The sequence below is a fragment of the Mesorhizobium sp. M0166 genome, assembly GCF_040322255.1.
In the GTDB taxonomy this organism is placed as follows: domain Bacteria; phylum Pseudomonadota; class Alphaproteobacteria; order Rhizobiales; family Rhizobiaceae; genus Mesorhizobium.
Genome location: NZ_JAMYTD010000032.1, coordinates 38,200 through 62,316, shown reverse-complemented (window position 1 = coordinate 62,316; position 24,117 = coordinate 38,200). Strand labels below are relative to the sequence as shown.

Sequence of the window (24,117 nt, the reverse complement as noted above, 5' to 3'; positions counted from 1 at the left end):
CGCGTAGGGGCTGCTAGGCAACAAGCTTGATGGGGAAGAAAAAAATCTGCGTCGGCAATCCTTCACACCCCCCTCTGTCCTGCCGACCTCTCGCGAGATTTCGCCGCAGGGATGAGTCAGCCCTGGCTGGCCTGGATCCGGTTGTAGTCGTGGATCGTCCTGCTCAAGCGGCGGCGCAGGAAATTGGAAATGTTGTCGAAGATGAAAACGACGAGCAGGACCAAGAGCACCATGTAGAAGACATTGGCCCAGTTGGAATTGGTGCGCATCGCCTCCCAGAGCTTCAGGCCGATGCCACCGGCTCCGACGGCGCCGATGATCGTCGCGCCCCTGGTGTTGGATTCCCACTGATAGAGTGTCTGGCTGATGAAGACCGGGATCACCTCCGGCAGCACGCCATAGCGCTGCACCAGCAAGCCGCTGGCGCCCGTCGACTGGATGCCCTCGCGTGGCTTGTCGTCGATGTTCTCGAGGCCTTCCGAATAGACTTTGCCGAGCGTGCCGATCTCGGTGAAGAAAATCGCGGCGCTGCCGGCAAGCGGGCCCGGGCCGAAGGCGCGGGTGAAGAACAGCGCCCAGATCAGCATGTCGACCGAACGCATGAAATCGAAGAACCGCTTTAGCACTTGGCTGAGCATGCCGCTTGGGGTGATGTTGCGGGCGGCGAAGAAGGCGAGCGGGAAGGCAACGATGCCGCCGAGCAAGGTGCCGAGAAATGCCATGACGATGGTCTGGAACAGCTTCGTCCAGACGTCGCCATGCTGCCATTGGGCGTTGTTCCAGATATTGTCGGCGGCCAGCGCAATGTTCGATGTGCCCGGCTTGAGCTGGGGCCCGGACATGAGCAACGAGACCACCTCGCCGGGCGACTTGCCGAAAAAGGGCGAGCGTGTGTCGAAGACGAAATTCGCCCAGCCGAGGAAGCGCTTGCGGACCTTGACGCGATCGACGGTTATCCGGACCTCGCCGGCAAAGCCCATTCTGGCGACGATCTCATCGTCGTGCGCGGTGATCCACTCGGGCACAGGGCCGGATATTACGGGTTTGCCGCTGGTCAACGACACCGGCACCGCCTGGCCATTGGCGACCAGCGTCGCCTCGGCCTTGTCGAAGGTGACGGATTTGGCTCGGCCGTCGATCAGGATGGTGTAGGAGCCGTTGGCATTGGTGATGACCCAATCGGGATGCGGGTCTTCGCCGAGCGCCGAAAAACGCGGGTATCTGGGTGTGATCTGAGGCTGGTCGAGGCGGAATTCCGGCTGCAGATCGTAGCTGATCCATTGCGTCAGGAAGAGCGGCAGGCGCTCCCAGTGCGATTCCCTCAGAACTTGCGGCAGGCTGAAGAACCACAAGGCGTAGAGGAGGTAGAGCAGGATGCCGGTGAACAGGACCAGCGGGCCGAAGCGTTTGTACAGGGGCCGCCGGAACACTTGGGGAAAGCGCTCCTCGATCGCCTGAATCTCATCGGCGGTCATCGTGGCCATGGGCAGTCTTCGTGTTGATTTGCCATGATCTTTTCCAAAAACCGGAATCCACCCTCTGGCCAGGCCCGAGGGCATGCTTTTTGGGATCATGGTCAGGCGCCCATCATGAATGCCTGCTCGCCGACGAGCTTGCGGCGTAGCCAGGCAGAGAACTGGTCGACGAGGAAGATCGTCGTGAACAGCAGCAGCACCAGTGCAAGCGTTTTGGCGCCGAAGCCGCGCGAGATGGAGAGCTTCAGTTCCTCGCCGATGCCGCCACCGCCGACCGCGCCGATGATGGTCGAGATGCGGACATTGATCTCGATCCTGAGCAGAGTGTAGGACATGAAATTCGGCAGCACCTGTGGCAGGCCGGCGAAGCGCACGCGCTCGAACCAGTTCGCGCCGACAGCGCGCAGGCCTTCTTCGGCGCGCATGTCGATGTTTTCGTTGATCTCGTAGAAGAGCTTGCCGAGGGCGCCGATCGAATGCAGGCCGATGGCGATGATGGCTGCGACCGGGCCGGTCGAGAGGATGGCTGCGAACAGGCCGGCAATGACGATCTCCGGGAAGGCGCGAAGCAGTTCCATGAAGCGCTTGACGACGAGCCTGAGCACCGGACTGGGGGTCAAATTGCGGGCCGCGATGAAGGAAAAGGGCACCGCAAAGACAAAGCCGATGAAAGTGGAAACCAGCGCCACGTTAAGCGTGGTGAGCATCAGCTCGAAATATTCGGGTAGATAAAAGCCGCCCCAGAGATAGACGCGGCCAAGCGGGAAGTTGAACTCCTGGCTGCCCTTGTCGTGCGGCGATGCGATGTCGAACAGCGCCCGCCAAACGTCGTTCCAGTCCTTGGGAACAAGCCAGCTAAGGAAATCCAGTATGTGCGGCAGCCGATCGAAGAAATGTCCGGCATTGGCCTCGTCGGCGAACCACATGGCTGTGCACATGGCGACAAGCAGCAAGCCGATGCCGAGCGCCGTGTAGAACCGGCGCAAGGACTTCTGGCGTCGCCAGGCGTCTGCTACCTGCCGGACCGCGTCTGAACGAATTGTAGAGGCGAAGGTCATACGGGGTCACGAGCGGACACGCAAAAAGGGCGGCGACCGCATCGGCCCGAAAGTCGAAGTTCGACTTTCGGAAAGCACGATGCGGCATCTAAGTGTTAGAGCGTACTTTGTGCGTCCAAGTGGACGCACGTAGCTCTAATGGACGCCGCCCTTTCCGCAATTGTCGTCAGCCGCCGATCGCGGCTTTGCGGGCTTCGACGATGACGCTGTAGAAGTCCGGCTTCACCGGAACGTAGCCGGTGAAATCGCCGCCTTCGATGGCCTCGAAGCAAGGCTTGTCCTTGGCCGGCAGGCTGGTGAAGAAGTTGGCGAGCTTGGCGCTCATATCGCCGCCGAGCGCGGTGCGCACGACCAGCGGGCCATTCGGGATCAAGCCGGAGCGCCAGACTTCGACAAAATCGTTGGGGTCGACGGCGCCCTTGGCGACTTCCTTGTGGAAGGTGCCGGAGGTGTAGCCGTTCTTGAAGTCGCCGATGCCCGAGGAATCGTCAACCGCAACATCGACCTTGCCGTCGCGGACGGCGAGGAGGTTGTTCTCGTGGCCGCCATTGAACTCGGTCGAGGCGAAGAAGGTCTCGTTCGAAGCGCCCGTGTCCTTCGGGATCTGGGTCAGCGGGATCAGGTAGCCGGAGGTCGAATCCGGGTCGGCATAGCCGAGCTTCTTGCCCTTTGCCGACTTGATGTCGGTGATGCCGGACGACTTCAGCGCCAGGCCGATCGAATAATAGCCGGTCGCGCCGTCGGTCTGCTGGGTGGTGAGGATCGGGGTCACGGCGTTCGGATCCTTGAGGTAGACGCTGGCATAGCCCGACGCGCCAAGCTCGGCGAAATCGAGGGTGCCGCCGAGCAGGCCCTGGATCACGCCATCATAGTCGGCGGCCGGGAACAGCGAGACCTTTTCGAAGCCGAATTCGGACTTCATGTGATCGGCGAGGCACTGAAAGTTGCGCAGCCGGTCCGCTTCGTTTTCACCACCAAGGATGCCGATGCGGAATTCCTTGATATCCTGGGCGTGAGCGGCGCTTGCCGCGATGGCGAGCAATGAAACGGCGCCAAAAACCATCTTCCTGAACATTATCTCTCTCCTGTTGGTCCCGGCCTCGCGCCGGTAGCGTTCGAATTTTTTGACAGGTGCCTTTGACGCGGGCGGGCGATCAGGCCGTTCTCAGTAACCAGGAAACGCTGGCTCGAGCGGTCCGGCGGATGCAGCGATTTTCTGTTTGATGGCGACACTGGTCGAGGTGATGGCCTCGGAGATCTCGCCGCCATTGCCGTCGGCGCCGTAGACCGTGCGCACCGCCTCGCGGTTGAGGGCTTCGGGCGGGCCGTCGAAGACGACCTTGCCGGCGGCCATGCCGATGATGCGGTTGCAATAGGTGCGGGCCGTGTCGAGCGTGTGCAGATTGGTGATGACGGTGATGCCTTCGCGCAAATTGATGTCCTGCAGCGAATCCATCACCACCTTGGCGTTAAGCGGATCGAGTGAAGCGATCGGCTCATCGGCCAGCAGCACCTTCGGCTGCTGCATCATGGCGCGCGCAATCGCAACGCGCTGCTGCTGGCCGCCGGAAAGCGTGCCGGCAGGCTGCAGCGCGGTGCGGGCAATGTCGAGGCGCTCGAGGGCAGCCACCGCTTCGGCGCATTCGCCGCGGGAAAACATGCCGAACAGGTTGGACAGGGTCGAGCGGTGGTTGAGCCGGCCGAGCAGCACATTGGTCAGCACGTCGAGGCGCGGCACCAGATTGAACTGCTGGAAGATCATGGCGCAGTCGCGCTGCCATCGCCGGAGCGGCGAGCCGCGCAACCCGGAGACCTCGACGCCGTCGAACAGGATGGATCCCTGGCTCGGATCGATGAGACGGTTGATCATGCGCAGCAGCGTCGATTTGCCGGCGCCGGAGCGACCGATGATACCGACCATCTGGCCTTGCGGGATCGCGATGTGAACGTTGCTGACGGCGGTGTTCTTGCCGAACCGGCGGGTGACGCCGCGGATTTCGAGCGTAGCTGACATGGTGCAGGCTCCAGTCCAATCGCAATTGAAGGTCTATTAACCCTCGCTAGCGCAGCCACGTGAACCTGCGGTGTCGGAACGATGTCAGTTTTGTTAACGTCCACAGGCTGGAGCAGCGCGACCAATCCAGCGCGTGAATGGTGAATGGTGAATGGTGAATGGTGAATGGTGAATGGTGATAAGAAAGGCTTTCCTGAGCCTCGAAACCTGTCCGCTGCCCCCATTCACTATTCACCATTTCACGACCCTCAGCCGCCATACTTCTCCAGGAAAGCCTCCGCCGACAGCTCCCGAAAATCGTCGAGGGCGGCGCGCAGCCTTGCGTGGTCCCAATCCCACCAGGCGAGCGCCTGGTAGCGCTCTGCGGTGCGGCGGTCGAAGCGTTCGCGGATCGGCTTGGCCGGCACGCCGCCGACGATGGTGTAGGGAGCGACGTCCTTCGACACCACCGCCCCGGCACCGACCGCCGCGCCGTCGCCGACGGTAATACCGGGCAGGATGGTCGAGCCATGGCCGAGCCAGGTGTCATGACCGATGGTGACGCGTTTGGCGCGGCGCTGAGCGAAAAACTCGCTCTCGTGTTCGGCGTCGTCCCAATAGTCCGAAGCGCGATAGGTGAAATGGTGCAGCGTCGGCCGCCAGGTCGGATGATTTGTGGCATTGATGCGGACGCTTGCGGCGATGTTGGCGAATTTGCCGATCGTCGCGCACCAGACGCCGCAGTCCTGCATCATGTAGGAATAGTCGCCGATTATGCTTTCGGAAACCCGGCTGCGCTCGGCGATCTCGGTCCAGCGGCCAAGCGTCGAGTTCTCGACTTCCGCCGTCTCGTGGACCAGCGGCGCCTCCGACAGCTTCCTGGTCATGCGGCGATTTTCCCGGCAGCGAAGGCGGTCACGTCGATGACGCGGTCGGCGACCGCCTCACGTACGTCGTGATCGTGGAAGATGCCGAGCAAAGCGACGCCCGCCGCCTTTTTGGCGGCGATCAGGGAAATCACCACGTCGCGGTTCCTGGCGTCGAGCGAGGCGGTCGGCTCGTCGAGCAGCAGGATCGGATGGTCGGTGATGAAGCCGCGCGCGATGTTGACGCGCTGCTGCTCGCCGCCGGAGAAGGTTGCCGGCGGCAGCGCCCAGAGTTTTTCCGGCAGGTTCAGCTGCGCCAGCAAGGCGCGCGCCTTTTCGCGCGCGACCTCGCGCTCTTCGCCGCGCTCGACCAGCGGTTCGGCGACGACATCGAGCGCCGAGACGCGCGGTACAGTGCGCAGGAACTGGCTGACATAGCCGATGGTGAGCCGGCGCACCGCAAGCACGGTGCGCGGGCTGGCCGTGGCGAGATCGATGAGCCCACCCTCATGCTGGACGATGATCTGGCCTTCATCGACGGCATAATTGCCGTAGAGCATTTTCAGGATCGAGCTCTTGCCGGCGCCGGACGGGCCGCCGAGCACGGCGCATTCGCCGGCCCTGATCGCGAACGAGACACCGGCGACCACCGGCAGTTTGATGCCGTCGCGCAGATGCATGGTGAAGCTCTTGGCGACATCGGAGACAACGAGCGGGGTTGCCATCTTCACACCTGCAGAATGGAAGAAACAAGAAGCTGGGTGTAGGGCGCGCGCGGATCGTCGAGGACGCGGTCGGTGAGGCCGCTTTCGACGACGCGGCCGTCCTTCATCACCATCATGCGCTGCGACAACAGCCGCGCCACGGCGAGATCGTGGGTGACGACGATGGCAGCGAGGCCGAGATCGGTGACAAGGCCGCGCAGCAGGTCGAGCAGGCGCGCCTGCACCGAAACATCGAGGCCGCCGGTCGGCTCGTCCATGAACACCAGCCGCGGCCCGGTAACGAGATTGCGGGCGATCTGCAGGCGCTGGCGCATGCCGCCGGAAAAGGCGCGAGGCTCGTCGTCGATGCGGTCTTCGTCGATCTCGACGCGCGACAGCCAGTCGACGGCCGTGGCGCGGATTTTTCCATAGTGGCGGTCGCCGACCGCCATCAGCCGTTCGCCGACATTGGCGCCGGCCGACACCGTCATGCGCAACCCGTCGGCGGGGTTCTGGTGGACGAAGCCCCAGTCGGTGCGCATCAGGAAGCGGCGCTCGGCCTCGCTCATGCGGTAAAGCTCACGGAACTGGCCGTCGCGCATGCGGTAGCTGGCGGTGCCTGAAGAGGGCAGCAACCGCGTCGACAGGCAGTTGAGCAAAGTTGTCTTGCCGGAACCGGATTCGCCGACCACCGCCAGCACTTCGCCCGGCCAGAGGTCAAAGGTGACGTTCTCGCAGCCGACCCGCGAGCCGTAGAATTTGGACAGCGCCGAAACGCGCAGCAGCGGTTCGTCGGTCATTGCGCCGGCTCCGTTTTTTCCTGGGCAAGGGGGGTCTCGGGCGCAAGGTGGCCGCGATGGCCTTCGGCCCGCCGCTTCTCGCAATGATCCGTGTCGGAGCAGACGAACATGTGGCCGCCATGGTCGTCGAGGATGACTTCGTCGAGATAGACGTTCTCGGCCGCGCACAGCGCGCAGGGCTGGTCGAAGGTCTGCACCTCGAACGGATGATCCTCGAAGTCGAGGCTGACGACGTCGGTGAAGGGCGGCAGTGCATAGATGCGCTTTTCGCGGCCCGCGCCGAACAATTGCAAAGCCGGCGAACGGTGCATCTTCGGATTGTCGAATTTCGGTGTCGGCGACGGATCCATCACATAGCGGCCCTCCACCTTGACCGGATAGGCATAGGTGGTGGCGATGCGGCCGTGCCTGGCGATGTCCTCGTAGAGCTTCACATGCATGAGGCCATATTCCTCCAGCGCATGCATTTTGCGCGTCTCCGTTTCGCGCGGCTCGAGGAAGCGCAGCGGCTCGGGGATCGGCACCTGGTAGACCAGCACCTGGCCGGCACTCAGCGGATACTCGGGGATGCGGTGACGCGTCTGGATGATCGTCGCCTTCGCCGTCTCGGTGGTGACCGCGACATTGGCGACCTTCTTGAAGAAAGCGCGGATCGAAACCGCATTGGTGGTGTCGTCGGCGCCCTGGTCGATGACCTTGAGCACATCGTCCGGGCCGATGATCGAAGCCGTGACCTGCACGCCGCCGGTGCCCCAGCCATAGGGCATCGGCATTTCGCGCGACGCGAACGGCACCTGATAGCCAGGGATGGCGATGCCCTTGAGGATGGCGCGGCGGATCATCCGCTTGGTCTGTTCGTCGAGATAGGCGAAGTTGTAGGTGGCGATGTCGGTCATGGCGATCGCTTCCGCTCTGTGCTACCGAATTGAGTTCCAAGACACGTAAAAGGGGCTGGGCTCCGATGACCCCGATCGGATGGATGCGCCTCGGAATACTGTTGCTGGTGTTCGTCGGGGTGGTTGCCTTTGTGCTTCGTAGAATGGTTCTTCCTGAGCCGAGGGAAGGCGCGCAAGGCGAGACCGTCGGCAGCAGTAGCGGTTACGGCGGATCCGGAGGCCATTCCCCAGACGGGGGAAGTCACGGTGGTGGAGCTAACTGAAGTCATTCCGCGGCTTGCCTCTTCTCTTCGCCCTTGCCGGCATTTTCGCGAGCGTCGTGCTCGGCGCGCATGCGGCGCACGAGGTCGAGCTCGGCCTGGAAGTCGACATAGTGCGGCAGCTTCAGATGCTCGACGAAGCCGGTCGCCTGGACATTGTCGGAATGCGAGATGACGAACTCCTCGTCCTGCGCGGCGGCAACGACGTCCTCCCCGAACTCCGAGGCGCGCAGCGCGCGGTCGCATAGCGCCATGGCCATCGCCTTGCGCTCGCTCTGGCCGAAGACAAGGCCGTAGCCGCGGGTGAATTGCGGCGGCGCCTTGGCCGAGCCCTTGAACTGGTTGACCATCTGGCATTCGGCGACGCGGATGCTGCCGAGCGGCACGGCAAAGGGCAGTTCCGGCACGTCCAGTTCGAGTTCGACCTCGCCGATGCGAACCTCGCCGACGAAGGGATGGTTGCGCGCGTAGCCGCGCTGGGTGGAATAGCCGAGCGCCAGCAGAAACCCCTCGTCGCCGCGCGACAGCGCCTGCAGGCGGATGTCACGCGCCATCGGGAATTCGAGCGGCTCGCGGGTGATGTCGCCGGGGACATGATCACCTGGCATGTCGCCGTCGGGCTCGATCAGGCCTTCGCGGGCGAGAATGGCGGAGACGCGCGGCATCGCCTCCGCTTCGCCGGCACGCTGTTCCGGTTCGGCGACATCGCCGCCGGCGGCAAGCTCGGGATCGAGCAGCCGATGGGTGTAGTCGAAAGTCGGGCCGAGCAACTGGCCGCCGGGCAGGTCCTTGTAGGTCGCCGACACGCGCCGCTCGACCAGCATCGTGCCGGTGTCGATCGCCCTGGTGTAGCCGAAACGCGGCAGCGTCGTGCGATAGGCGCGAACCAGGAAGATCGCCTCGATCATGTCGCCGCGCGCCTGGACGATGGCCAGTGCCGCCAATTCCCTGTCGTAGAGCGAACCTTCGCTCATCACCCGGTCGACGCCCAGCGCCAGCTGCTCGACGATCTGGTCGAGGCGAAGTGCGGGCACCGATCGGTCGCCGCGCCGGCGGTCGGCGAGCAGTTTGTGAGCATTGCGAATGGCCGCTTCGCCACCCTTTACCGCAACGTACATGCTATGCCTCCATCGTCTTGATGCGCGTCGTGCGCGGCAGGCAGGCAATCGCGTCGGACGTGGCGAGGATGATGTCGACGCCACGCGGAAAGCGCTGATTGTTCTGCTTCCATTGCTCGACGAAATGACGCGGCATTTGCGCAGGCGCGATCGTCGCCGTCTTCTCGATGCCGGGGCCTTCGAGCAGCAGCGGAGCGCCGGAGACGAGATCGCCGACCCCGAGAATCAGCGTCGTGGAACGGTCGGGATAATCCTGGGTGCCTTGCGAAAACCCGTCGAGCGCCATCATCTCGGCCGCCGTGGCGATCAGCGCGAAATGCGCGTCGGCCGGGGTGTTGGCCAGCGGCGCCCCGGTATGGAAGCCAAGCCAGGATTTCACCGCTGCCGATCCCTGCAAGGCCGGGTCGAGCCAGAGCGGCGTGTCGTTGTCGCACAACGCCAGCGCGACGGCCCCGGCGGTGGCCGATAGCGGCGCCGGCGGGTGGGCGAGGGCCGGCAGCGGCTGCACGCTGCCCGGCCGCGCCATCGCGTCCATGACGGCGCGGAATACGGTCTGGGCGTTGAATACCGGATCGGCGAAGCCGCCTTCGATGGATTGAGTGGCGATATCCATCAGTCTTCTCCGCGCACCATGGTGAAGAAATCGACCTTGGTCGCAGCCGTCTCGGCGCGGCGCTGGTCACGTGCCTTGGCCAGTGCGGCCTGCAAGGGCGCGACGACCTTGGTCTCGACCTCGTTGCGGTGGGCCGGGTCCTGCCAGAGCGCGTCGGCGATTGCCGCCAGCCTTGCCTTCTGCTTGTCGCGGCCGAGCGCATAGCAGTGGCCGACATGGCCGGACGCAAGCCGTACCGTGGCACGGGTGACCGTCGCCTCGCCGACATTGAAGGGAGCGCCGCCGCCGCCGATGCGGCCACGTACCGTGACCAAGCCGGTTTCGGGGCCACGCAGAAGTTCCGCTTCGCAAGGCAGGCCGGCTTCGTCCCACAGGCGGACGATGTCGTCGCCGGTCGATTGTGACAGCGTCGCCATCACGGCCTTGCGCTCGGCCTGCTCTCGCGCTTCCCGTCCTCGCATGGTTAACAGTCCCTTGTCACCAAAAACTTGTCTATTGATATAGACAACTATACAAATTATATCTATTTTCTAATGCGTGTCCATGACGAGTGCATGACACGAGGAAAATGTCTGGGGCAAAAAAGATCGGGGGCGGAAATGATCGGACAAGCCAACAGCATCGAGCGGCGCAGCGGTGTCGCGCTGTGGCGGCAGATCGCCGACCAGATACTGCATTCGATCGCCGCCGGCGATTTTCCCGAGAATGCCGCGCTGCCGCCCGAGATCGCGTTGGCCGGACGCTATGGCGTCAACCGTCACACGGTGCGCAGCGCTATCGCAGCGCTGGTGCAGGAGGGCGTGCTCAGGGCGGAGCAGGGGCGCGGCACCTTCGTGCTGTCGCGCAGGCGCCTGTCCTATCCGATCGGCGCCCGCACCCGCTTTTCCGAGGGATTGCAAGGACAGGCGTCCGAGCGGCATATCACCTTGCTCGCGTCATCGGTCGAGCCCGCCGACCGTCGTGTGGCAGAGGGCTTGGGCCTTGCGAAGGGGGCCGAGGTGATACGCCTGGAAACGCGCGGCGAAGCCGATGGAATGCCGGTGTCCCGCGCGGCCGGCTGGTTCGATGCCAGGCGCTTTGCCGGCATCGATGCCGCCATGGCGGAAACCGGTTCGATCACCGCATCGCTGGCACGTTTGGGCATCGACGACTATCTCCGGCAATCGACTGTGCTGTCGGCGCGCCATGCCGATGCCGCCGACCTTGCCGACCTCGACCTGCAGCCCGGCGCCATCGTGCTGGTCACGGTCGCCGTCAACGTCACGCCCGACGGTCAGCCGATACAGTTTTCGGAGTCACGCTTCCCGGCCGAGCGGATCGAGCTCAAACTGTCGGCGCTGTAGGTAGTGCCGGCCGGTACGAGACCGTGATTTATCTGACTCACGCTGATATCATACCGGCTCGGTCGCGCTTACTTATCAGCGGCTTGGCGTTTGAGGACCGCCTTCCCCCACTCCGTCTCGGCTTCGCCGAGCCACCTCTCCCCCCTCCGGAGGGAGAGGAAGGGAGCCCGCTGACGGCGGGAGAAGGAGGGAGTCTGGTTGAGGAGCGTTGGCTGCAATAGGCTCGCACCCTTCCTCTACCCCGTCGATCGTCCCGTCGATCGGGGGAGAAGTGGCTCGGCAAAGCCGAGGCGGAGTGGGGGTCGACCTGCGCGGGGCGTCGTCAATTCGGGCCGGGTTCACCGCCTGCCATGTTATGAACCCACCTCGATCACGGCCTTGATGAGGCCGGACTTCTCATGCGCCCAGCGGGCGAGGTCACGCGGCGTCTCGCCAAGCGTAGTGCGATGGGTGACGAGCTTTGCCAGTGGCACCGCGCCGTTGCGGATCGAGGCGGCGACATGGTCGAAATCGGCACGCAGGGCGTTGCGGCTGCCGATGAGCATCATCTCGCGCTTGTGGAATTCCGGATCGGAAAAGGCGATGTCGTCCTTGACGACGCTGACCAGGACCAGCGCCCCGCCATGCGCGACATGGGCGAAAGCCGACTGCACCGACCGGGTGTTGCCGGTGGCATCGAAAACCACGTCGAAGCCATCGCCGCCGGTTGCTTCCCGCACCAGGTCGGCGGTGGCGCCCTGCGAGCCGTCGAGGGTCGCGAAGCCGAGTTCACTTTCGGCGAAACCCAGCCTCTCCGCACTCATGTCGAGCAGCGTCACATTGAGCCCGGCGATGCGGGCGAACAGCGCCGTGCCGAGCCCGATCGGGCCGGCGCCGATGACCAGCGTGCGCGCATCTGGATTAGCCAGCGAGCGCCGCACGGCATGGGCGCCGATCGCCAGGAATTCGACGGCGGCGGCATCGGCCAGCGACAGGCCGTTTGCCGGATAAAGATTTTGCGCCGGCACCAGGACCTGCTCGCACATGGCGCCGTCGCGGTGGACGCCGAGCACCTCGATCCTGACGCAGCAATTGGGCTTGCCTTGCCGGCAGGCGATACATTTGCCGCAGGCGAGATAGGGATTGACGATCACCGCTTCGCCGACCGAGAGATCGACATCCTCGCCAACCTCGATCACGGTGCCGGAAACCTCGTGGCCCATGATGCGGGGATAGGCGAGGAACGGGTGCTTGCCTTCGAAGATGTGATAGTCGGTGCCGCAGATGCCGACATGGCTGACGGCGACCAGCGCCCAGCCGGCGGGGGGCGCGCCAGGCGCCGGACGATCTTCGAGGACAAGTTCGCCGGGGGAACGGCAGACGACGGCTTTCATGCTTCAATCCAGTCGGGTTCATGGCACCGCCGGCCCTGCTGTCGCGAGGCCGGCGGTTGTTGGGAGGCGGTCTATTTGCCGCGGCGGCGCAGCCCGTCGAAATAGACGATGACGATGATCAGCACGCCGGTGATGATGCGCTGCCAGAAGGCGTTGACGTTAAGCAGATTGGCGCCGTTGTTGATGGTGGCAAGGATGAAGGCGCCGAGCAGCGGCCCGTGCACGGAGCCGACAGCGCCGAACAGCGAGGTGCCGCCGATCACCGAGGAGGCGATCGCCTGCAATTCCCAGCCCTCGGCCTGCGTCGGATTGCCGATGCCGATGCGCGAGGCGAGCAGCACGCCGACGAAGGCCGCACACAGCCCGGACAACGTATAGGCCATGTAGATGGTGCGCTGGACGTTGACGCCCGACAGGCGCGACGCCTCGGCGTTGGAGCCGACCGAGAACAGATAGCGGCCCCAGCGGCTGTGGTGCAGGAAGATGTAGGCCGGGATGCCGACCAGGATCACCATCCAGAACAGATTGGGGACGCCGACGAAGGAACTGCGCGAGAACGTCTGGAAGGCGTCGTTGTTGATCGAGATCGAGTTGCCGTTGGTCATCAACAGACCGATGCCGCGCAGCGAGGTCAGCGTAGCCAGGGTGATGATGAAGGGCGGCAGGCCCATCTTGACGATGCCGAAGCCATGGAACATGCCGATGGCGACGCCGACCAGCAAGGTGATCAGGATAGCGAGGAAAACCGGTGTGCCGGCGTTGATCAGCATCGCGACGATGACGGTGGCGAAGCCGACCACGGCGCCGACGGAAAGGTCGATGCCGCCGGTGATGATGACGAAGGTCTGGCCGACCGCCAGGATGGCGATCATCGACCCTTGCCGCAACAGGTTGGAGATATTGTTGGCCGAGGCGAAGCTCGGCGTCGCCACCGACAGGATGACCCACAAAAGAACCAGCAGCGCCAGCAGTGTCAGCCCGAACAGGGCGTTGTAGTTGCGTTTCGGCCTTTCGGCAGCGATCGCCTCAGTGCTCATATCCGTCCTCCCGGTCTTTCTTGTTTCTCGGCCAGTGCCTGGGTGAGGATCTCCTCGTGGTCAGCGGTACGAAACCCATGCGTGGCCACCAGCTTGCCGCGCCGGAACACGTGCAGCGTGTCGGCGAGCTCATAGACCTCCGGCAGGTAGGACGAGATCAGGATGATGCCGGCTCCCTTGGACAACAGCGCGCCGAACAGGCGGTAGATCTCGGCCTTGGTGCCGACATCGACGCCGACAGTCGGCTCGTCGAAGATGAACAGCTTGGCGCCATGGGCGAGCCATTTGCCGATGACGATCTTCTGCTGGTTGCCGCCGGACAGGCTAGAGGCCAGCGCGCCGCGCGTCGGCGTCTTGATACGCAGGTCGGCGATCTGGCGATCGGCCTGCGCCCTTTCCTGCGCGCGCGAGATCAGCAGATTATTCGAGATGCGCTTGTAGATCGGCAGATTGAGGTTGAGCCCGACCGGCAGGTTGAGGCAGAGCCCCTGGTCGCGGCGGCTTTCCGGGGCCAGCGCCATGCCGAGCCTGATCGCGTCATGTTCGGAATTGACCTTGACCTCCTTGCCCTCCCAGAGGATCTGGCCGGCCGATTTGCGGTGGCGGCCATAGAGCGTGGTGACGAACTCGCTGCGGCCGGCGCCGATCAGGCCATAGAGGCCGACGATCTCGCCCGCACGGACGGACATCGAGACATTTTCGAAGCCCTTGCCCGACAGGTTCCTGGTTTCGACGATGGTCGCGCCGGGGGTGAAATGCTCCTTGTGGTAGACCTGCTCGATCGAGCGGTTGATCATCATCTTGACCAGCTCGGCGTCATTGGTCTCGGCAATGTTCCTGGTGCCGACCAGCGTGCCGTCGCGCAGCACCGAGACGCGGTCGGCGAGCTCGAACACTTCCTCCATGCGATGGCTGATGTAGATGATGGTGACGCCTTCGCCCTTCAGCCGGCGGATCAGCGTGAACAGCTGGTCGGCCTCCTTGCGGGTGAGGTAGGCGGTCGGTTCGTCGAAGATCAGGAATTTGGTGCCGCGCACGGTGGCGCGGGCGGCGGCGATCAGCTGCTGCTGGCCGATGGTCAGGTCACCCAGCATGACATGCGCCGGCAGGTCGAAGCCGAGATCGTCGATGATCTTCTGCGCCTGCCTGACCATCGCCCGCTGCTGCAGGATGCCGAAGCGGGAATCCTCCTCGCCGAGGAACATGTTGGCGGCGACGGTGAGATGGCGGCACAGGACGACTTCCTGATGCACGGCATTGATGCCGAGCGCCATCGCCTCATGCGGTGTCGCCAATGCGGCAGGCTTGCCCTCCCAGATGACGTCGCCGGAGGTGCGCGGCATGACGCCGGTCAGAAGCTTGATCAGGGTGGATTTCCCGGCGCCGTTCTCGCCGACGATGGCGTGGATCTCCCCGGCCTTGAAGGCGAGGTCGACCGGCTTCAGCGCGTGGGTGCCGGGATAGCGCTTTTCCAGCCCGCGGAGTTCGAGGATGGTCCTGCCCGGTTCAAGCGTTGGGGCCGGATGGAGTTCCTGCGCCGTCGACATCATGACAATCCTCCCAGATTGGCCCCCAAAGATTGGCCTCGCGATTGGCACGAGCGGGATGTTTCCGGGGCGAAAGGCCCCGGAAACAGTTCACTTGCGGCTATGCTCAGTCGAGCTTCGGGTTGAGCAGCGCGTCGATCTTCGGGTCCTTCATGTTGGCCTTAGTGACCAAATTGGCGCCGGTGTCGACATTGGCCTCGACCTTCTCGCCCTTCGAGGCGGCGAGCGCCGTCTTGATGCCGTCATAGCCCATCCGGTACGGATCCTGGACGACGAGTGCCGAAATGACGCCGTCATTGAGGAATTTGATCAGCTTCTCGTCGCTGTCGAAGCCGACCAGCCCGACCTTGCCTGAGAGGCTGTTCTCGGCGATCGCCTGACCGACGCCCTGCGCCATGATCAGGTTGGAAGCGAAGATGCCCTTGAGGTTGGGGTTGGCGGTGATCAGGTCGGTGGCGATGTTGAGGCCGGTGGTGGCCTGGCCGTCGGCGTATTTGTCGGCGACCAGCTTGAGGCCGGGATATTTGGCGGCGAGCTGTTCCTTGAAACCCTGGGCGCGCTGTTCGAGCGAGCCGGCGCCCGGAAGCGCGGTGATCAGGGCGACGTCGCCTTCGACCTTGCCGCCATTGGCTTCGCCGATGGCTGCGGCAAGGCCGTCAGCGGCAACGCGGCCGCCCTGGATGTTGTCGGTGGTCAGGAACGAGGTGAAGGCCTTGGAGTCGGCACCGGAGTCGATACCGATGATCTTGACCTTGGTGGCGGCCTCGTCGATCGGCTTGCCGAGCGCCTTGGCTTCGGTCGGCGCGATGACGACGGCGGCCGGGTTGCCGGCGACGGCATTTTCGAGGATCGAGATCTGGCCGTTGACGTCGGTCTCTGCCTGGGCGCCGAGTTCCGGCACATTGACGCCGAGGTCCTTGCCAGCCTTGCGGGCACCGGCCAGAACGATCTGCCAGTAGAAGGACGTGGTGTCCTTGACGATGATCGGAATGGTCACGTCGGCCGCGGATGCCGGGGCCGAATGCATCACGCCGGCAAGCATCGAGGCGGCTGCAAGTGCCACGAAGGCGCGGCGATTGAGAATGCTGGTCACGAATTTCATTAGGAGTCCTCCCTAAGTCGCCCGGTGAATGTTACGGAAGCTCCATTCGGATGGCGCGGCCCAAACGGAACTTTATCAATAAAAAACATTTACCGCATTTTGATAGTGTATCATCTCGGTCGGCGCAAGCGCTGTTTGATGGCCGCTTCGAATGGCTGGACGGAAGAGTTTTTTCTGTCGGAACTCCGCTACCAATTTCCTCCAATATGCTGCATGGAATATTAATTCCATCTATCAGTCAATATGGAATGTTCATTCTTTTTTTGTGAGTGTTGGAACTGTGACACCTGGCGATCACGTCAGGTGTTCGCGACTGTTGCGCATGGTCCGGCTTAGAGCGTCGCTCCGAGGTGCCACGGCACGAACTCGTTGTCGCCGTAGCCGAACTCTTCGCTCTTGGTCTTGCGGCCCGAAGCCGTCTCGACGATCAGTTCGAAGATCTCGCGGCCCATGCCGGCGATGGTCTTTTCGCCCGAGGCGATGACGCCGCAATTCACGTCCATGTCCTCTTCCATGGTGTGATACATGGTCGAGTTGCTGGCGACCTTGATCGACGGCGTCGGCCGGCAGCCGAAGCAGGAGCCGCGGCCGGTGGTGAAGACGATGACGTTGGCGCCGCCCGCCACCTGGCCGGTGGCCGAGACCGGGTCGTAGCCGGGCGTATCCATGAACACCAGCCCGTGCCCGGTGACCTTTTCGGCATAGCCGAAGACGCCGTTGAGCGGCGTCTGGCCGCCCTTGGCGACCGCGCCGAGCGACTTTTCCAGGATGGTGGTCAGGCCGCCGCGCTTGTTACCCGGTGAGGGATTGTTGTCGATGGATGCGCCATGCTTGGCGACGTGGTCTTCCCACCATTTCACATAACCGTCGAGCTTGGCGGCGATCTCGGGGGTTGCGGCGCGATAGGCGAGCAGATGCTCGGCGCCGTAGATCTCCGTCGTCTCGGAAAGGATGCCGATGCCGCCGACGCCGGCCAAAATGTCGACCGCGGCACCCAGCGCCGGATTGGCGGTGATGCCGGACATGCCGTCGGAGCCGCCGCATTGCAGGCCGACGACGATCTCGCTGACCGGGATCGGCTCACGCTGAAGCTTGCCGACCTCTTCGGCGATCTCGGCCAGCACGACCAGCGCCTTCTCGACCGATTTGCGCGAACCGCCGGCTTCCTGGATGTTGAAATGGCGCTTTCCCGCGGCGACGCCCTTCTGGCCGTAGAGGGTGAGCTGGTTGACCTCGCAGCCGAGCCCGACCATCAGCACACCACCGAAATTCGGATGACGGGCATAGCCGGCCAGCGTGCGGTGCAGCACCATCATGCCGTCGCCGGTGGCGCTCATGCCGCAGCCCTGGCCGTGGACGATCGGGACGAAGCCGTCGATGCCGGGATATTGCGGCAGAAGCGTGCGGTTAGCCGCGTCAGCGATGGCGTGGCAGACGGTGGCCGAGCAATTGACGCTGGCGAGAATGCCGACGAAGTTGCGCGTACCGGCGCGGCCGTCGGCGCGGCGGTAGCCCATGAAGGTGCGGGCGCGGTCGGCCTCGGTCGCATGCACCGCCTCGCTCGGCGGCACCACCGGCAAACGCCCGCTTTCGAAAACCAGATTGTGCGAATGGACATGCTCGCCGGGCGCGATGGCTTCAGTGGCGCGGCCGATCGCCTGGGCGTATTTGACCACGGCCTCGCCGGCCGCAATCGGCTTGATCGCCACCTTGTGGCCCGGCTCGATCAGCGCGGCGGCGACGGCGCCGCCCGGCAGCACGGTGCCGATCTCGATGCGGCCATTGGCGACCGCGACATTGTCGGCGGGAGATAGAAGAATGCTGTTTGCGGCGTTCACGGGAGCTTCCTGGGTGTGTTCCTGGGTGCGCGAGCGGATTGACACGCGGCTCTTAACATATAATGTCTTTTATCGTGAAAAAACATTTTCGCGTCAATTGTTTTTTCGCCAGAGCGCGACGCGTCTTTTGGATGCGCGACGCAGGCTCTACAACCAAAACTAGCGTTGCGCATGATGTTTTCCGAAGCGGTACCGGTTTCATGCGCGAGAAACGCTTCACGTCGGACGCAAGCGGCGGCGCCACGGGGCAGGGATGTCGAAGAGCAACAACGTTTACAAGGATGCCTATAATCGCGGTCTGAGGCTGCTCGACGAAACCAGGAGCCTGCCTTCGGAGCCGGAGCTGGGTACGCTGCTCGGCGTCAGCCGCACGACGGTCCGCACCATCCTGGCGCGCATGGAAGAAACCGGGCTGATCGACTGGAACAAGCGCAGCAAGACGGTTCTGCGCGAACCGCGGCCGGACGATTTCTTCCCCGAGGAAGAAACCGACACGCTGGCCGAGATCATCGAGCGCTCCTTCATGCGGCGGCTGCTTGCCAGCGGTGCCGAAGCCGGCATGCAGATCAACGAGCTCGAACTGGCGCGCGAGATCGGCGTCGGCACCACCAGCGTGCGCGAATTCCTGATCCGCTTCTCGCGCTTTGGGCTGATCGAGAAGCGCCGCAACAGCCACTGGGTGCTGAAAGGTTTCACCCGCGCCTTCGCGCTGGAGCTGACCGAAATCCGCGAGATGTTCGAACTGCGCTCGGCCGCAGCCTTTGCCGCTCTGCCCGAGGACAGCCCGGTGTGGGCCGACCTCTTCCTTCTGGAAGACGAGCATCACCGGCTGGCGCGGGAGATCGCCGTGCGTTTCAACGAATTCTCCGAGCTTGACGAGCGCTTTCACCGGCTGATCCACCGGGCGTCGCACAACCGCTTCATTGTCGATTTCTACGACGTCATCGCCATGATCTTCCACTATCATTACCAGTGGAACAAGGCGCAGGAGCGCGAGCGCAACGAAGTCGCGGTCCAGGAGCATCTCGCCTATATCGCCGCGCTCAAATCGCGCGATCTCGCCAAGGTTGACGCCGCCTGCCGCAAGCACCTGAAATCGGCCCGCCACACGCTGCTGACGTCGATTCCCGAGGGCAGGCAGCCGCTGCGCGCGTGATTGTGTTGCGTTGCCGCAGCAACGTTTTGGCGATTTTCCGGCCGCCAGCTCCGTGCTAGAGAGTTGACGTTGCTGCGTGAAGAGGCTGGTTCTTGACCATACGCCGGAGACGATGGAGCATGCCGGTCGCGTTCGCCGCGGCATGGCTTCTCGTGCTCCAGTCGATGTTCGGCGCGTTTGCTTCCGGCGTCGAGCCGAACGCCTCGCAATTCGATGCTTTCGGCAACACGATCTGCACCCATGACGGTGCGGCGCAACTCCCCGCCGGCGATCCGCATCAGCAGCACATGCCGGCCTGCTGCATGCTTGGCTGCAACCTCGTTTCGGCGGTCTATGCGCCGCCCGATGCCGCCGGGAGCCTGTCTCGCAGCCTCTCCGTCGAAACCATCGCCTTTATCCTGCCGGCCTTTCGGCATCGCGATTTCGCCCGCGCCCGCACTCCGTCCAATCCGCGCGCCCCACCGGCGACGGCCTGATCCGTTCTTGGTTCGCGCTGCGCAACGCTTTGCCGGCGCGTTTATCGACATCGTTCGCGACCGGCCATCGGCGCGATCCCCTAAAGTCCACGGAGCAATCATGTCTCACTCTTTTCGCGCTGCCGCATCCAGCCGCAGGCGCTTCGCACTGGGTGGTTTCGAGCAGCGTCTCGGCGTCGCCCTTTGCGTTCTTTCCCTCCTGTTCGCCAGCGCCCAGACGGTGCTGGCACATGAGTTCAAGCTTGGCGATATCGAGATCGGGCACCCCTGGTCGCGTGCCACGCCAGCCGGCGCCAAGGTAGCCGGCGGCTACTTCACCATCACCAACACCGGCAGTGCGCCGGATCGCCTGCTGTCGATCACCTCCGACATTTCGGCCAAGGCCGAACTGCACGAGATGGGCGTCAGCAATGGCGTCATGACCATGCGGCCGGTCACCGGCGGCCTCGAAATCCCGGCCGGTGGCAAGGTCGCGCTGGCGCCCAACGGCTATCATTTGATGTTCATGGATTTGAAGCGGCAGCCCAAGCAGGGCGAAATGTTCTCCGCCACGCTGACCTTCGAGAAAGCCGGGCCCGTGCAGATTGAATTCGCCGTGCAAGGCATCGGCAGCCCGGCACCCCAGGACGACTGACTTGGCCGTTTCGAGAGGTAGCATCATGAAGAAATCTCTTTTGACGGGCTGCGCGCTTTTCGTCCTCGGGACCAGCGCGGCCTTCGCCCACATCACGCTCGAAACGCCGGAGGCGGCGGTCGGCTCGACCTACAAGGCGGTTCTTCGGGTGCCGCATGGCTGCGAGGGCAAGGCGACGACCGCGCTGCGCGTGCAGATCCCGGAAGGGGTGCTCTCGGTCAAACCGATGCCGAAACCGGGTTGGACGCTGCAGGTCAAGAACGGCAAATACGAGAAGTCCTACCAGCTCTACGGCCAGGCAGTGACCAGCGGCGTCAAGGAGATCGACTGGAGCGCCGGCAGCCTGCCGGACGAGTTCTACGACGAATTCGTCTTTCGCGCGACGCTGGCGTCCGACCTGCCGGCAGGCCAGATGCTGCATTTCCCGGTGGTGCAGGAATGTGACGGGGTTGCCGATCGCTGGATCGAGATTCCGGCGGCCGGGCAGGCTGAGGACGCGCTGGAATTTCCGGCGCCCGGCCTCAAGCTGCTGCCGAAGAAGTGAGCTCCAGCGGCGCGCTTTGGCGGATGAGCGCGCCGCTGCTCTTGGCGGTGAGATGAGCGCGGCATCCTTCCTGCGGCAAGCTTGCATGGCCGGCAACTATTCTGGCCGGCTTGCGGCTGGCCTGCTTGCCGCCATCGTGCTGCTCGCCGCAATTGCCATGCCTGATCCGGCCTTCGCCCATGCGGCGCTGATCAAGGCCGAGCCGGCTGACGGTGCGGTGCTGGCGCAGAGCCCGTCGCAGATGTCGCTGACCTTCAGCGAGCCGGTTTCGCCGCTGGTGCTGACGCTGGTGCGGCCCGACGGCACGTCGATCCCGCTGAGCTCCTTCCGGCTCAGCGGCCAGACCCTCGAGATCGACAATCCGCAGGCGCTGAAATCCGGCACGCATGTGCTGAGCTGGCGGGTAATCTCTGCCGACGGGCATCCGGTCGGCGGCTCGGTGCTGTTCTCGGTCGGTGCGCCGAGTGCTGCGCCGGCCGCCTCCGAAGCCGTCGACCGCGGGCTTCGAACGGCGATCTGGATCAGCAAGATATTCCTCTATATCGGCCTGTTTTTCGGCGTCGGCGGTGCCTTTACGCTGGCCTGGGTGGCGCAAGGCGGGCGATCCGGCCAGCGCCTGATCGTCGTGGCGATCCTGTGCGGGCTGGCCGCCGCACCCCTGTCGCTCGGTTTCCAGGGGCTGGATGCACTCGGCGCGCCGCTTGCCCGGCTGGCGCAGCCGGTCATCTGGCAGACCGGGCTCGGTACCAGCTTCGGCTGGACGGTGCTGATCGCGCTGATGGCGCTCGGCCTTGGCCTGTTGTCGCTGGTCGTCTCGCCAGCCGACGCAAAGCCGCTCGCCCTGGCCGGACTGGTTGGCGTCGGCGCAGCACTTGCCGCCAGCGGCCATGCCAGCGCCGCCGAGCCGCAATGGCTGACCCGGCCGATGGTGTTTCTGCACGCCAGTGGTATCGCGATCTGGGCCGGGGCGCTGGCGCCGCTCAGTCTTGCCTTGAAACGGCAGCCGGACTTGGCCGGGCCGTTGCTGCGCCGGTTTTCGCGGGCGATCCTGTTCGTCGTGGCCGTGCTTGCGGCAGCCGGCATCGTGCTCGCCGTCATCCAGGTGCAAACGCCGTCGGCGCTGGTCCATACCGCTTACGGCCGGCTGCTGCTGCTCAAGCTGGTGCTGCTCGTCTTTCTGTTCACGCTCGCCGCGGTCAATCGCTTGAAGCTTACGGCCCCGGCTGAGGCAGGAAATACGGAAGTCCAGCGGCGGCTGGCCCGCTCGATCGGCATCGAGGTGCTGATCGTGCTGACGATCTTCGGCGTTGCCGCCGGCTGGCGGTTCACGCCGCCGCCGCGCGCGCTGGCGATCGCCGCGGCACAGCCGGCATCGGTGCATATCCACACGCTGCAGGCGATGGCCGACCTCAGCATTGTGCCCGGCCATGCCGGGCCTGTTGCCGCTTCGATCTCCATCATGACCGGCGATTTCGGCCCGCTCGACGCAAAGCAGGTGACGCTGGTGCTATCAAAGCCCGATTCCGGCATCGAACCCATCAAGCGCCCGGCGACGAGGCTTGGCGACGGCACCTGGCGCGTCGACGATCTCGTCATTCCGGTTGCCGGCCGGTGGACGGCGCGGCTCGATATCCTGGTCTCGGATTTCGAGATGGTGAAGATAGAGGCGCCGATCGACATCAGGCCGTGACGAGAGCGCTGGTCCACGCAACACAATTCGGCGAGGCGGTTGACGCGGCATTGAAGGCCCGTCAATCATCGTCATCAATCGCGGGCTCAAACCAACAAGATCCGAAAGCAGGGAAGAAACGATGGAAAAAGCCGAAATAGGCCTGATCGGCCTTGGCACGATGGGCTCCAACCTGGCGCTCAATATCGCCGAGAAGGGGCACCGCATCGCCGTCTTCAACCGCACGGCGGCGCGCACCGATGCCTTTGTCGAAAATGCCGGCGCGCTCAGGGACAGGGTGGTGCCCTGCTACAGCCTCGAGGAACTGGCCGCCGCGATCCGGCCGCCGCGGCCGATCATCATCATGGTGCTGGCCGGCAAGCCGGTCGACGAGCAGATCGCGGCATTGCGCGGCGTGCTGTCGGCCAACGACATCGTCATCGACGCCGGCAATGCCAATTTCCGCGATACAATGCGGCGCTTCTCGGAGCTTACCGATTCGGGCCTGACTTTCATTGGCATGGGCGTGTCCGGCGGCGAGGAGGGCGCACGCCACGGCCCCTCGATCATGGTCGGCGGCACCGAAGAGTCATGGAAGCGCGTCGAAAAGGTGCTGACCGCGATCTCGGCCAAGTTCAAGGGCGAGCCTTGCGCGGCGTGGCTTGGCACCGACGGCGCCGGCCATTTCGTCAAGACCATCCACAACGGCATCGAATATGCCGACATGCAGATGATCGCCGAGATCTACGGCATATTGCGCGACGGGCTTGGCATGGGGCCGAAAGAGATCGCTGAGGTGTTTTCGCAGTGGAACACGGGCCGGCTCAATTCGTACCTGATCGAGATCACCGCCAAGGTGCTGGCCGCCGACGATCCAAAGACCGGCAAACCGGTGGTCGACATCATCCTCGACCGCGCTGGCCAGAAAGGCACCGGCAAATGGTCGGTGATCGAGGCGCAGCAGCTCGGCATCCCGGCCACCGCGATCGAGGCGGCAGTGGCGGCACGCGTGCTGTCGTCGATCAAGGACGAGCGGCTTGCCGCCGAAAAGGTCTATGGCGGCGGCGTGAGCAAGATTTCCGGAGACAGGGACGCCCTGCTCGGCGATCTCGAGCTGGCGCTGTTTGCCGGCAAGATCGCCGCCTACGCGCAAGGCTTCGCGGTGATGAGCGGCGCATCGAAGGAATTCAACTGGAACCTGCCGATGCCGGTCATCGCCAAGATCTGGCGGGCCGGCTGTATCATCCGCTCGCAATTGCTGGATACGATGGCGGAGGCCTTCGGCGCCGGCGGTGCGGCCACCAACCTGCTGATGGCGCCGGCTTTCGTCTCGTTGATGCAGGAGGCACATCCGTCGCTTCGCCGTGTCGTGGCAAGGGCGGCCGAAGCCGGCTCGCCGGTGCCGGCCCTGTCATCCGCACTTGCCTATTTCGACAGTTACCGGCAGGGCCGCGGCACTTCGAACCTGATCCAGGCGCAGCGCGATTTCTTCGGCGCGCACGGCTTCGAGCGCATCGACGGGCAGGGCGCCTTCCATGGCCCGTGGGGCAGCGGCGCGGCGGGTTAGCGCCGCGACTTGGACCTAGAGTCCAATTTTGCGGTTGCCAGAAAGCAG

Annotated in this window: 23 protein-coding genes; 7 read left to right on the top strand and 16 right to left on the bottom strand. The window is 64.2% G+C overall.

The genetic code is table 11. From position 1 onward, the window contains the following. Positions 1–116: 116 nt before the first annotated feature. The 11 genes from phnE (NKJ46_RS26270) to phnG form a co-directional block, all read right to left on the bottom strand. A complete protein-coding gene (phnE, locus tag NKJ46_RS26270; protein ID WP_352668737.1) occupies positions 117–1,484 on the bottom strand; it encodes a phosphonate ABC transporter, permease protein PhnE in 1,368 nt (455 codons plus the stop codon). A 92-nt stretch (positions 1,485–1,576) separates the two neighbouring features. Continuing rightward, positions 1,577–2,533: a phosphonate ABC transporter, permease protein PhnE gene (gene phnE / locus NKJ46_RS26265; protein ID WP_352668734.1), complete on the bottom strand. Its 957-nt coding sequence runs from the start codon at positions 2,531–2,533 to the stop codon at positions 1,577–1,579. Between the two features lie 166 nt (positions 2,534–2,699). After that, a complete protein-coding gene (gene phnD / locus NKJ46_RS26260; RefSeq protein WP_352668732.1) occupies positions 2,700–3,608 on the bottom strand; it encodes a phosphonate ABC transporter substrate-binding protein in 909 nt (302 codons plus the stop codon). Between the two features lie 90 nt (positions 3,609–3,698). Beyond that, complete coding sequence (gene phnC / locus NKJ46_RS26255; protein ID WP_352668730.1) at positions 3,699–4,547, bottom strand: phosphonate ABC transporter ATP-binding protein; 849 nt, start codon at positions 4,545–4,547, stop codon at positions 3,699–3,701. 248 nt (positions 4,548–4,795) lie between these two features. After that, a complete protein-coding gene (locus tag NKJ46_RS26250; RefSeq protein ID WP_352668728.1) occupies positions 4,796–5,413 on the bottom strand; it encodes a DapH/DapD/GlmU-related protein in 618 nt (205 codons plus the stop codon). After that, complete coding sequence (gene phnL / locus NKJ46_RS26245; RefSeq protein WP_352668726.1) at positions 5,410–6,117, bottom strand: phosphonate C-P lyase system protein PhnL; 708 nt, start codon at positions 6,115–6,117, stop codon at positions 5,410–5,412. Before phnL ends, NKJ46_RS26250 begins: the two co-directional genes overlap by 4 nt. Before the next feature lie 2 nt (positions 6,118–6,119). Next, positions 6,120–6,896, bottom strand: a complete 777-nt coding sequence (gene phnK, locus NKJ46_RS26240; protein ID WP_065009749.1) for a phosphonate C-P lyase system protein PhnK — start codon at positions 6,894–6,896, stop codon at positions 6,120–6,122. After that, positions 6,893–7,792, bottom strand: a complete 900-nt coding sequence (locus NKJ46_RS26235; RefSeq protein WP_292665040.1) for an alpha-D-ribose 1-methylphosphonate 5-phosphate C-P-lyase PhnJ — start codon at positions 7,790–7,792, stop codon at positions 6,893–6,895. Before NKJ46_RS26235 ends, phnK begins: the two co-directional genes overlap by 4 nt. 265 nt (positions 7,793–8,057) lie before the next feature. After that, positions 8,058–9,170 (bottom strand): carbon-phosphorus lyase complex subunit, encoded by a 1,113-nt coding sequence (locus NKJ46_RS26230; RefSeq protein ID WP_352668724.1) that lies wholly within the window; start codon positions 9,168–9,170, stop codon positions 8,058–8,060. A gap of 1 nt (position 9,171) precedes the next feature. After that, positions 9,172–9,783, bottom strand: a complete 612-nt coding sequence (gene phnH, locus NKJ46_RS26225; protein ID WP_352668722.1) for a phosphonate C-P lyase system protein PhnH — start codon at positions 9,781–9,783, stop codon at positions 9,172–9,174. After that, positions 9,783–10,244, bottom strand: a complete 462-nt coding sequence (phnG, locus tag NKJ46_RS26220; protein WP_352668720.1) for a phosphonate C-P lyase system protein PhnG — start codon at positions 10,242–10,244, stop codon at positions 9,783–9,785. The genes phnH and phnG overlap by 1 nt, the downstream gene beginning before the upstream one ends. A 138-nt stretch (positions 10,245–10,382) precedes the next feature. Between phnG and phnF the strand changes: the two genes are divergently transcribed. Beyond that, positions 10,383–11,126 carry a phosphonate metabolism transcriptional regulator PhnF gene (gene phnF / locus NKJ46_RS26215; protein ID WP_352668719.1) on the top strand — a complete coding sequence of 248 codons (744 nt, stop codon included), beginning with the start codon at positions 10,383–10,385 and terminating at the stop codon, positions 11,124–11,126. A gap of 353 nt (positions 11,127–11,479) precedes the next feature. Here the strand turns inward: phnF and NKJ46_RS26210 are convergent, their stop codons facing one another. The 5 genes from NKJ46_RS26210 to NKJ46_RS26190 all read right to left on the bottom strand — a co-directional run bounded on the left by NKJ46_RS26210 (position 11,480) and on the right by NKJ46_RS26190 (position 18,023). Next, positions 11,480–12,499, bottom strand: a complete 1,020-nt coding sequence (locus NKJ46_RS26210) for a zinc-binding alcohol dehydrogenase family protein (protein ID WP_352668718.1) — start codon at positions 12,497–12,499, stop codon at positions 11,480–11,482. Between the two features lie 71 nt (positions 12,500–12,570). Further along, positions 12,571–13,536, bottom strand: a complete 966-nt coding sequence (locus tag NKJ46_RS26205) for an ABC transporter permease (RefSeq protein ID WP_352649512.1) — start codon at positions 13,534–13,536, stop codon at positions 12,571–12,573. Continuing rightward, positions 13,533–15,086: a sugar ABC transporter ATP-binding protein gene (locus NKJ46_RS26200; protein ID WP_352668716.1), complete on the bottom strand. Its 1,554-nt coding sequence runs from the start codon at positions 15,084–15,086 to the stop codon at positions 13,533–13,535. Before NKJ46_RS26200 ends, NKJ46_RS26205 begins: the two co-directional genes overlap by 4 nt. Positions 15,087–15,189: 103 nt before the next feature. Further along, the gene (locus tag NKJ46_RS26195; RefSeq protein ID WP_352491760.1) at positions 15,190–16,185 is read right to left on the bottom strand and encodes an ABC transporter substrate-binding protein; all 996 of its coding nucleotides are present in this window, start codon (positions 16,183–16,185) and stop codon (positions 15,190–15,192) included. 332 nt (positions 16,186–16,517) lie between these two features. Then, complete coding sequence (locus NKJ46_RS26190) at positions 16,518–18,023, bottom strand: UxaA family hydrolase (RefSeq protein WP_292664620.1); 1,506 nt, start codon at positions 18,021–18,023, stop codon at positions 16,518–16,520. Positions 18,024–18,276: 253 nt separating this feature from the next. On the opposite strand from NKJ46_RS26190, the gene NKJ46_RS26185 reads away from it, so the two are divergent. The 6 genes from NKJ46_RS26185 (at position 18,277) to gnd (ending at position 24,069) form a co-directional block, all read left to right on the top strand. Then, positions 18,277–19,179: a GntR family transcriptional regulator gene (locus NKJ46_RS26185; protein WP_352668714.1), complete on the top strand. Its 903-nt coding sequence runs from the start codon at positions 18,277–18,279 to the stop codon at positions 19,177–19,179. A gap of 119 nt (positions 19,180–19,298) precedes the next feature. Further along, the gene (locus NKJ46_RS26180) at positions 19,299–19,655 is read left to right on the top strand and encodes a DUF2946 family protein (RefSeq protein WP_352668712.1); all 357 of its coding nucleotides are present in this window, start codon (positions 19,299–19,301) and stop codon (positions 19,653–19,655) included. Positions 19,656–19,755: 100 nt separating this feature from the next. Further along, positions 19,756–20,289: a copper chaperone PCu(A)C gene (locus NKJ46_RS26175; protein ID WP_352668710.1), complete on the top strand. Its 534-nt coding sequence runs from the start codon at positions 19,756–19,758 to the stop codon at positions 20,287–20,289. A 25-nt stretch (positions 20,290–20,314) separates the two neighbouring features. After that, the gene (locus NKJ46_RS26170) at positions 20,315–20,833 is read left to right on the top strand and encodes a YcnI family copper-binding membrane protein (protein WP_352668708.1); all 519 of its coding nucleotides are present in this window, start codon (positions 20,315–20,317) and stop codon (positions 20,831–20,833) included. Positions 20,834–20,885: 52 nt separating this feature from the next. Then, complete coding sequence (locus NKJ46_RS26165) at positions 20,886–22,523, top strand: copper resistance CopC/CopD family protein (protein ID WP_352668706.1); 1,638 nt, start codon at positions 20,886–20,888, stop codon at positions 22,521–22,523. A 121-nt stretch (positions 22,524–22,644) separates the two neighbouring features. Next, positions 22,645–24,069, top strand: coding sequence for an NADP-dependent phosphogluconate dehydrogenase (gene gnd, locus NKJ46_RS26160; protein ID WP_352668704.1), 1,425 nt, complete (start codon positions 22,645–22,647; stop codon positions 24,067–24,069). The last annotated feature ends 48 nt before the right edge of the window (positions 24,070–24,117 follow it).

Coding starts and splice junctions, on each gene's coding strand:
- phnE (WP_352668737.1), bottom strand. CDS start 1,484: ATGGCCACGATGACCGCCGATGAGATTCAGGCGATCGAGGAGCGCTTT.
- phnE (WP_352668734.1), bottom strand. CDS start 2,533: ATGACCTTCGCCTCTACAATTCGTTCAGACGCGGTCCGGCAGGTAGCA.
- phnD (WP_352668732.1), bottom strand. CDS start 3,608: ATGTTCAGGAAGATGGTTTTTGGCGCCGTTTCATTGCTCGCCATCGCG.
- phnC (WP_352668730.1), bottom strand. CDS start 4,547: ATGTCAGCTACGCTCGAAATCCGCGGCGTCACCCGCCGGTTCGGCAAG.
- NKJ46_RS26250 (WP_352668728.1), bottom strand. CDS start 5,413: ATGACCAGGAAGCTGTCGGAGGCGCCGCTGGTCCACGAGACGGCGGAA.
- phnL (WP_352668726.1), bottom strand. CDS start 6,117: ATGGCAACCCCGCTCGTTGTCTCCGATGTCGCCAAGAGCTTCACCATG.
- phnK (WP_065009749.1), bottom strand. CDS start 6,896: ATGACCGACGAACCGCTGCTGCGCGTTTCGGCGCTGTCCAAATTCTAC.
- NKJ46_RS26235 (WP_292665040.1), bottom strand. CDS start 7,792: ATGACCGACATCGCCACCTACAACTTCGCCTATCTCGACGAACAGACC.
- NKJ46_RS26230 (WP_352668724.1), bottom strand. CDS start 9,170: ATGTACGTTGCGGTAAAGGGTGGCGAAGCGGCCATTCGCAATGCTCAC.
- phnH (WP_352668722.1), bottom strand. CDS start 9,783: ATGGATATCGCCACTCAATCCATCGAAGGCGGCTTCGCCGATCCGGTA.
- phnG (WP_352668720.1), bottom strand. CDS start 10,244: ATGCGAGGACGGGAAGCGCGAGAGCAGGCCGAGCGCAAGGCCGTGATG.
- phnF (WP_352668719.1), top strand. CDS start 10,383: ATGATCGGACAAGCCAACAGCATCGAGCGGCGCAGCGGTGTCGCGCTG.
- NKJ46_RS26210 (WP_352668718.1), bottom strand. CDS start 12,499: ATGAAAGCCGTCGTCTGCCGTTCCCCCGGCGAACTTGTCCTCGAAGAT.
- NKJ46_RS26205 (WP_352649512.1), bottom strand. CDS start 13,536: ATGAGCACTGAGGCGATCGCTGCCGAAAGGCCGAAACGCAACTACAAC.
- NKJ46_RS26200 (WP_352668716.1), bottom strand. CDS start 15,086: ATGATGTCGACGGCGCAGGAACTCCATCCGGCCCCAACGCTTGAACCG.
- NKJ46_RS26195 (WP_352491760.1), bottom strand. CDS start 16,185: ATGAAATTCGTGACCAGCATTCTCAATCGCCGCGCCTTCGTGGCACTT.
- NKJ46_RS26185 (WP_352668714.1), top strand. CDS start 18,277: ATGTCGAAGAGCAACAACGTTTACAAGGATGCCTATAATCGCGGTCTG.
- NKJ46_RS26180 (WP_352668712.1), top strand. CDS start 19,299: ATGCCGGTCGCGTTCGCCGCGGCATGGCTTCTCGTGCTCCAGTCGATG.
- NKJ46_RS26175 (WP_352668710.1), top strand. CDS start 19,756: ATGTCTCACTCTTTTCGCGCTGCCGCATCCAGCCGCAGGCGCTTCGCA.
- NKJ46_RS26170 (WP_352668708.1), top strand. CDS start 20,315: ATGAAGAAATCTCTTTTGACGGGCTGCGCGCTTTTCGTCCTCGGGACC.
- NKJ46_RS26165 (WP_352668706.1), top strand. CDS start 20,886: ATGAGCGCGGCATCCTTCCTGCGGCAAGCTTGCATGGCCGGCAACTAT.
- gnd (WP_352668704.1), top strand. CDS start 22,645: ATGGAAAAAGCCGAAATAGGCCTGATCGGCCTTGGCACGATGGGCTCC.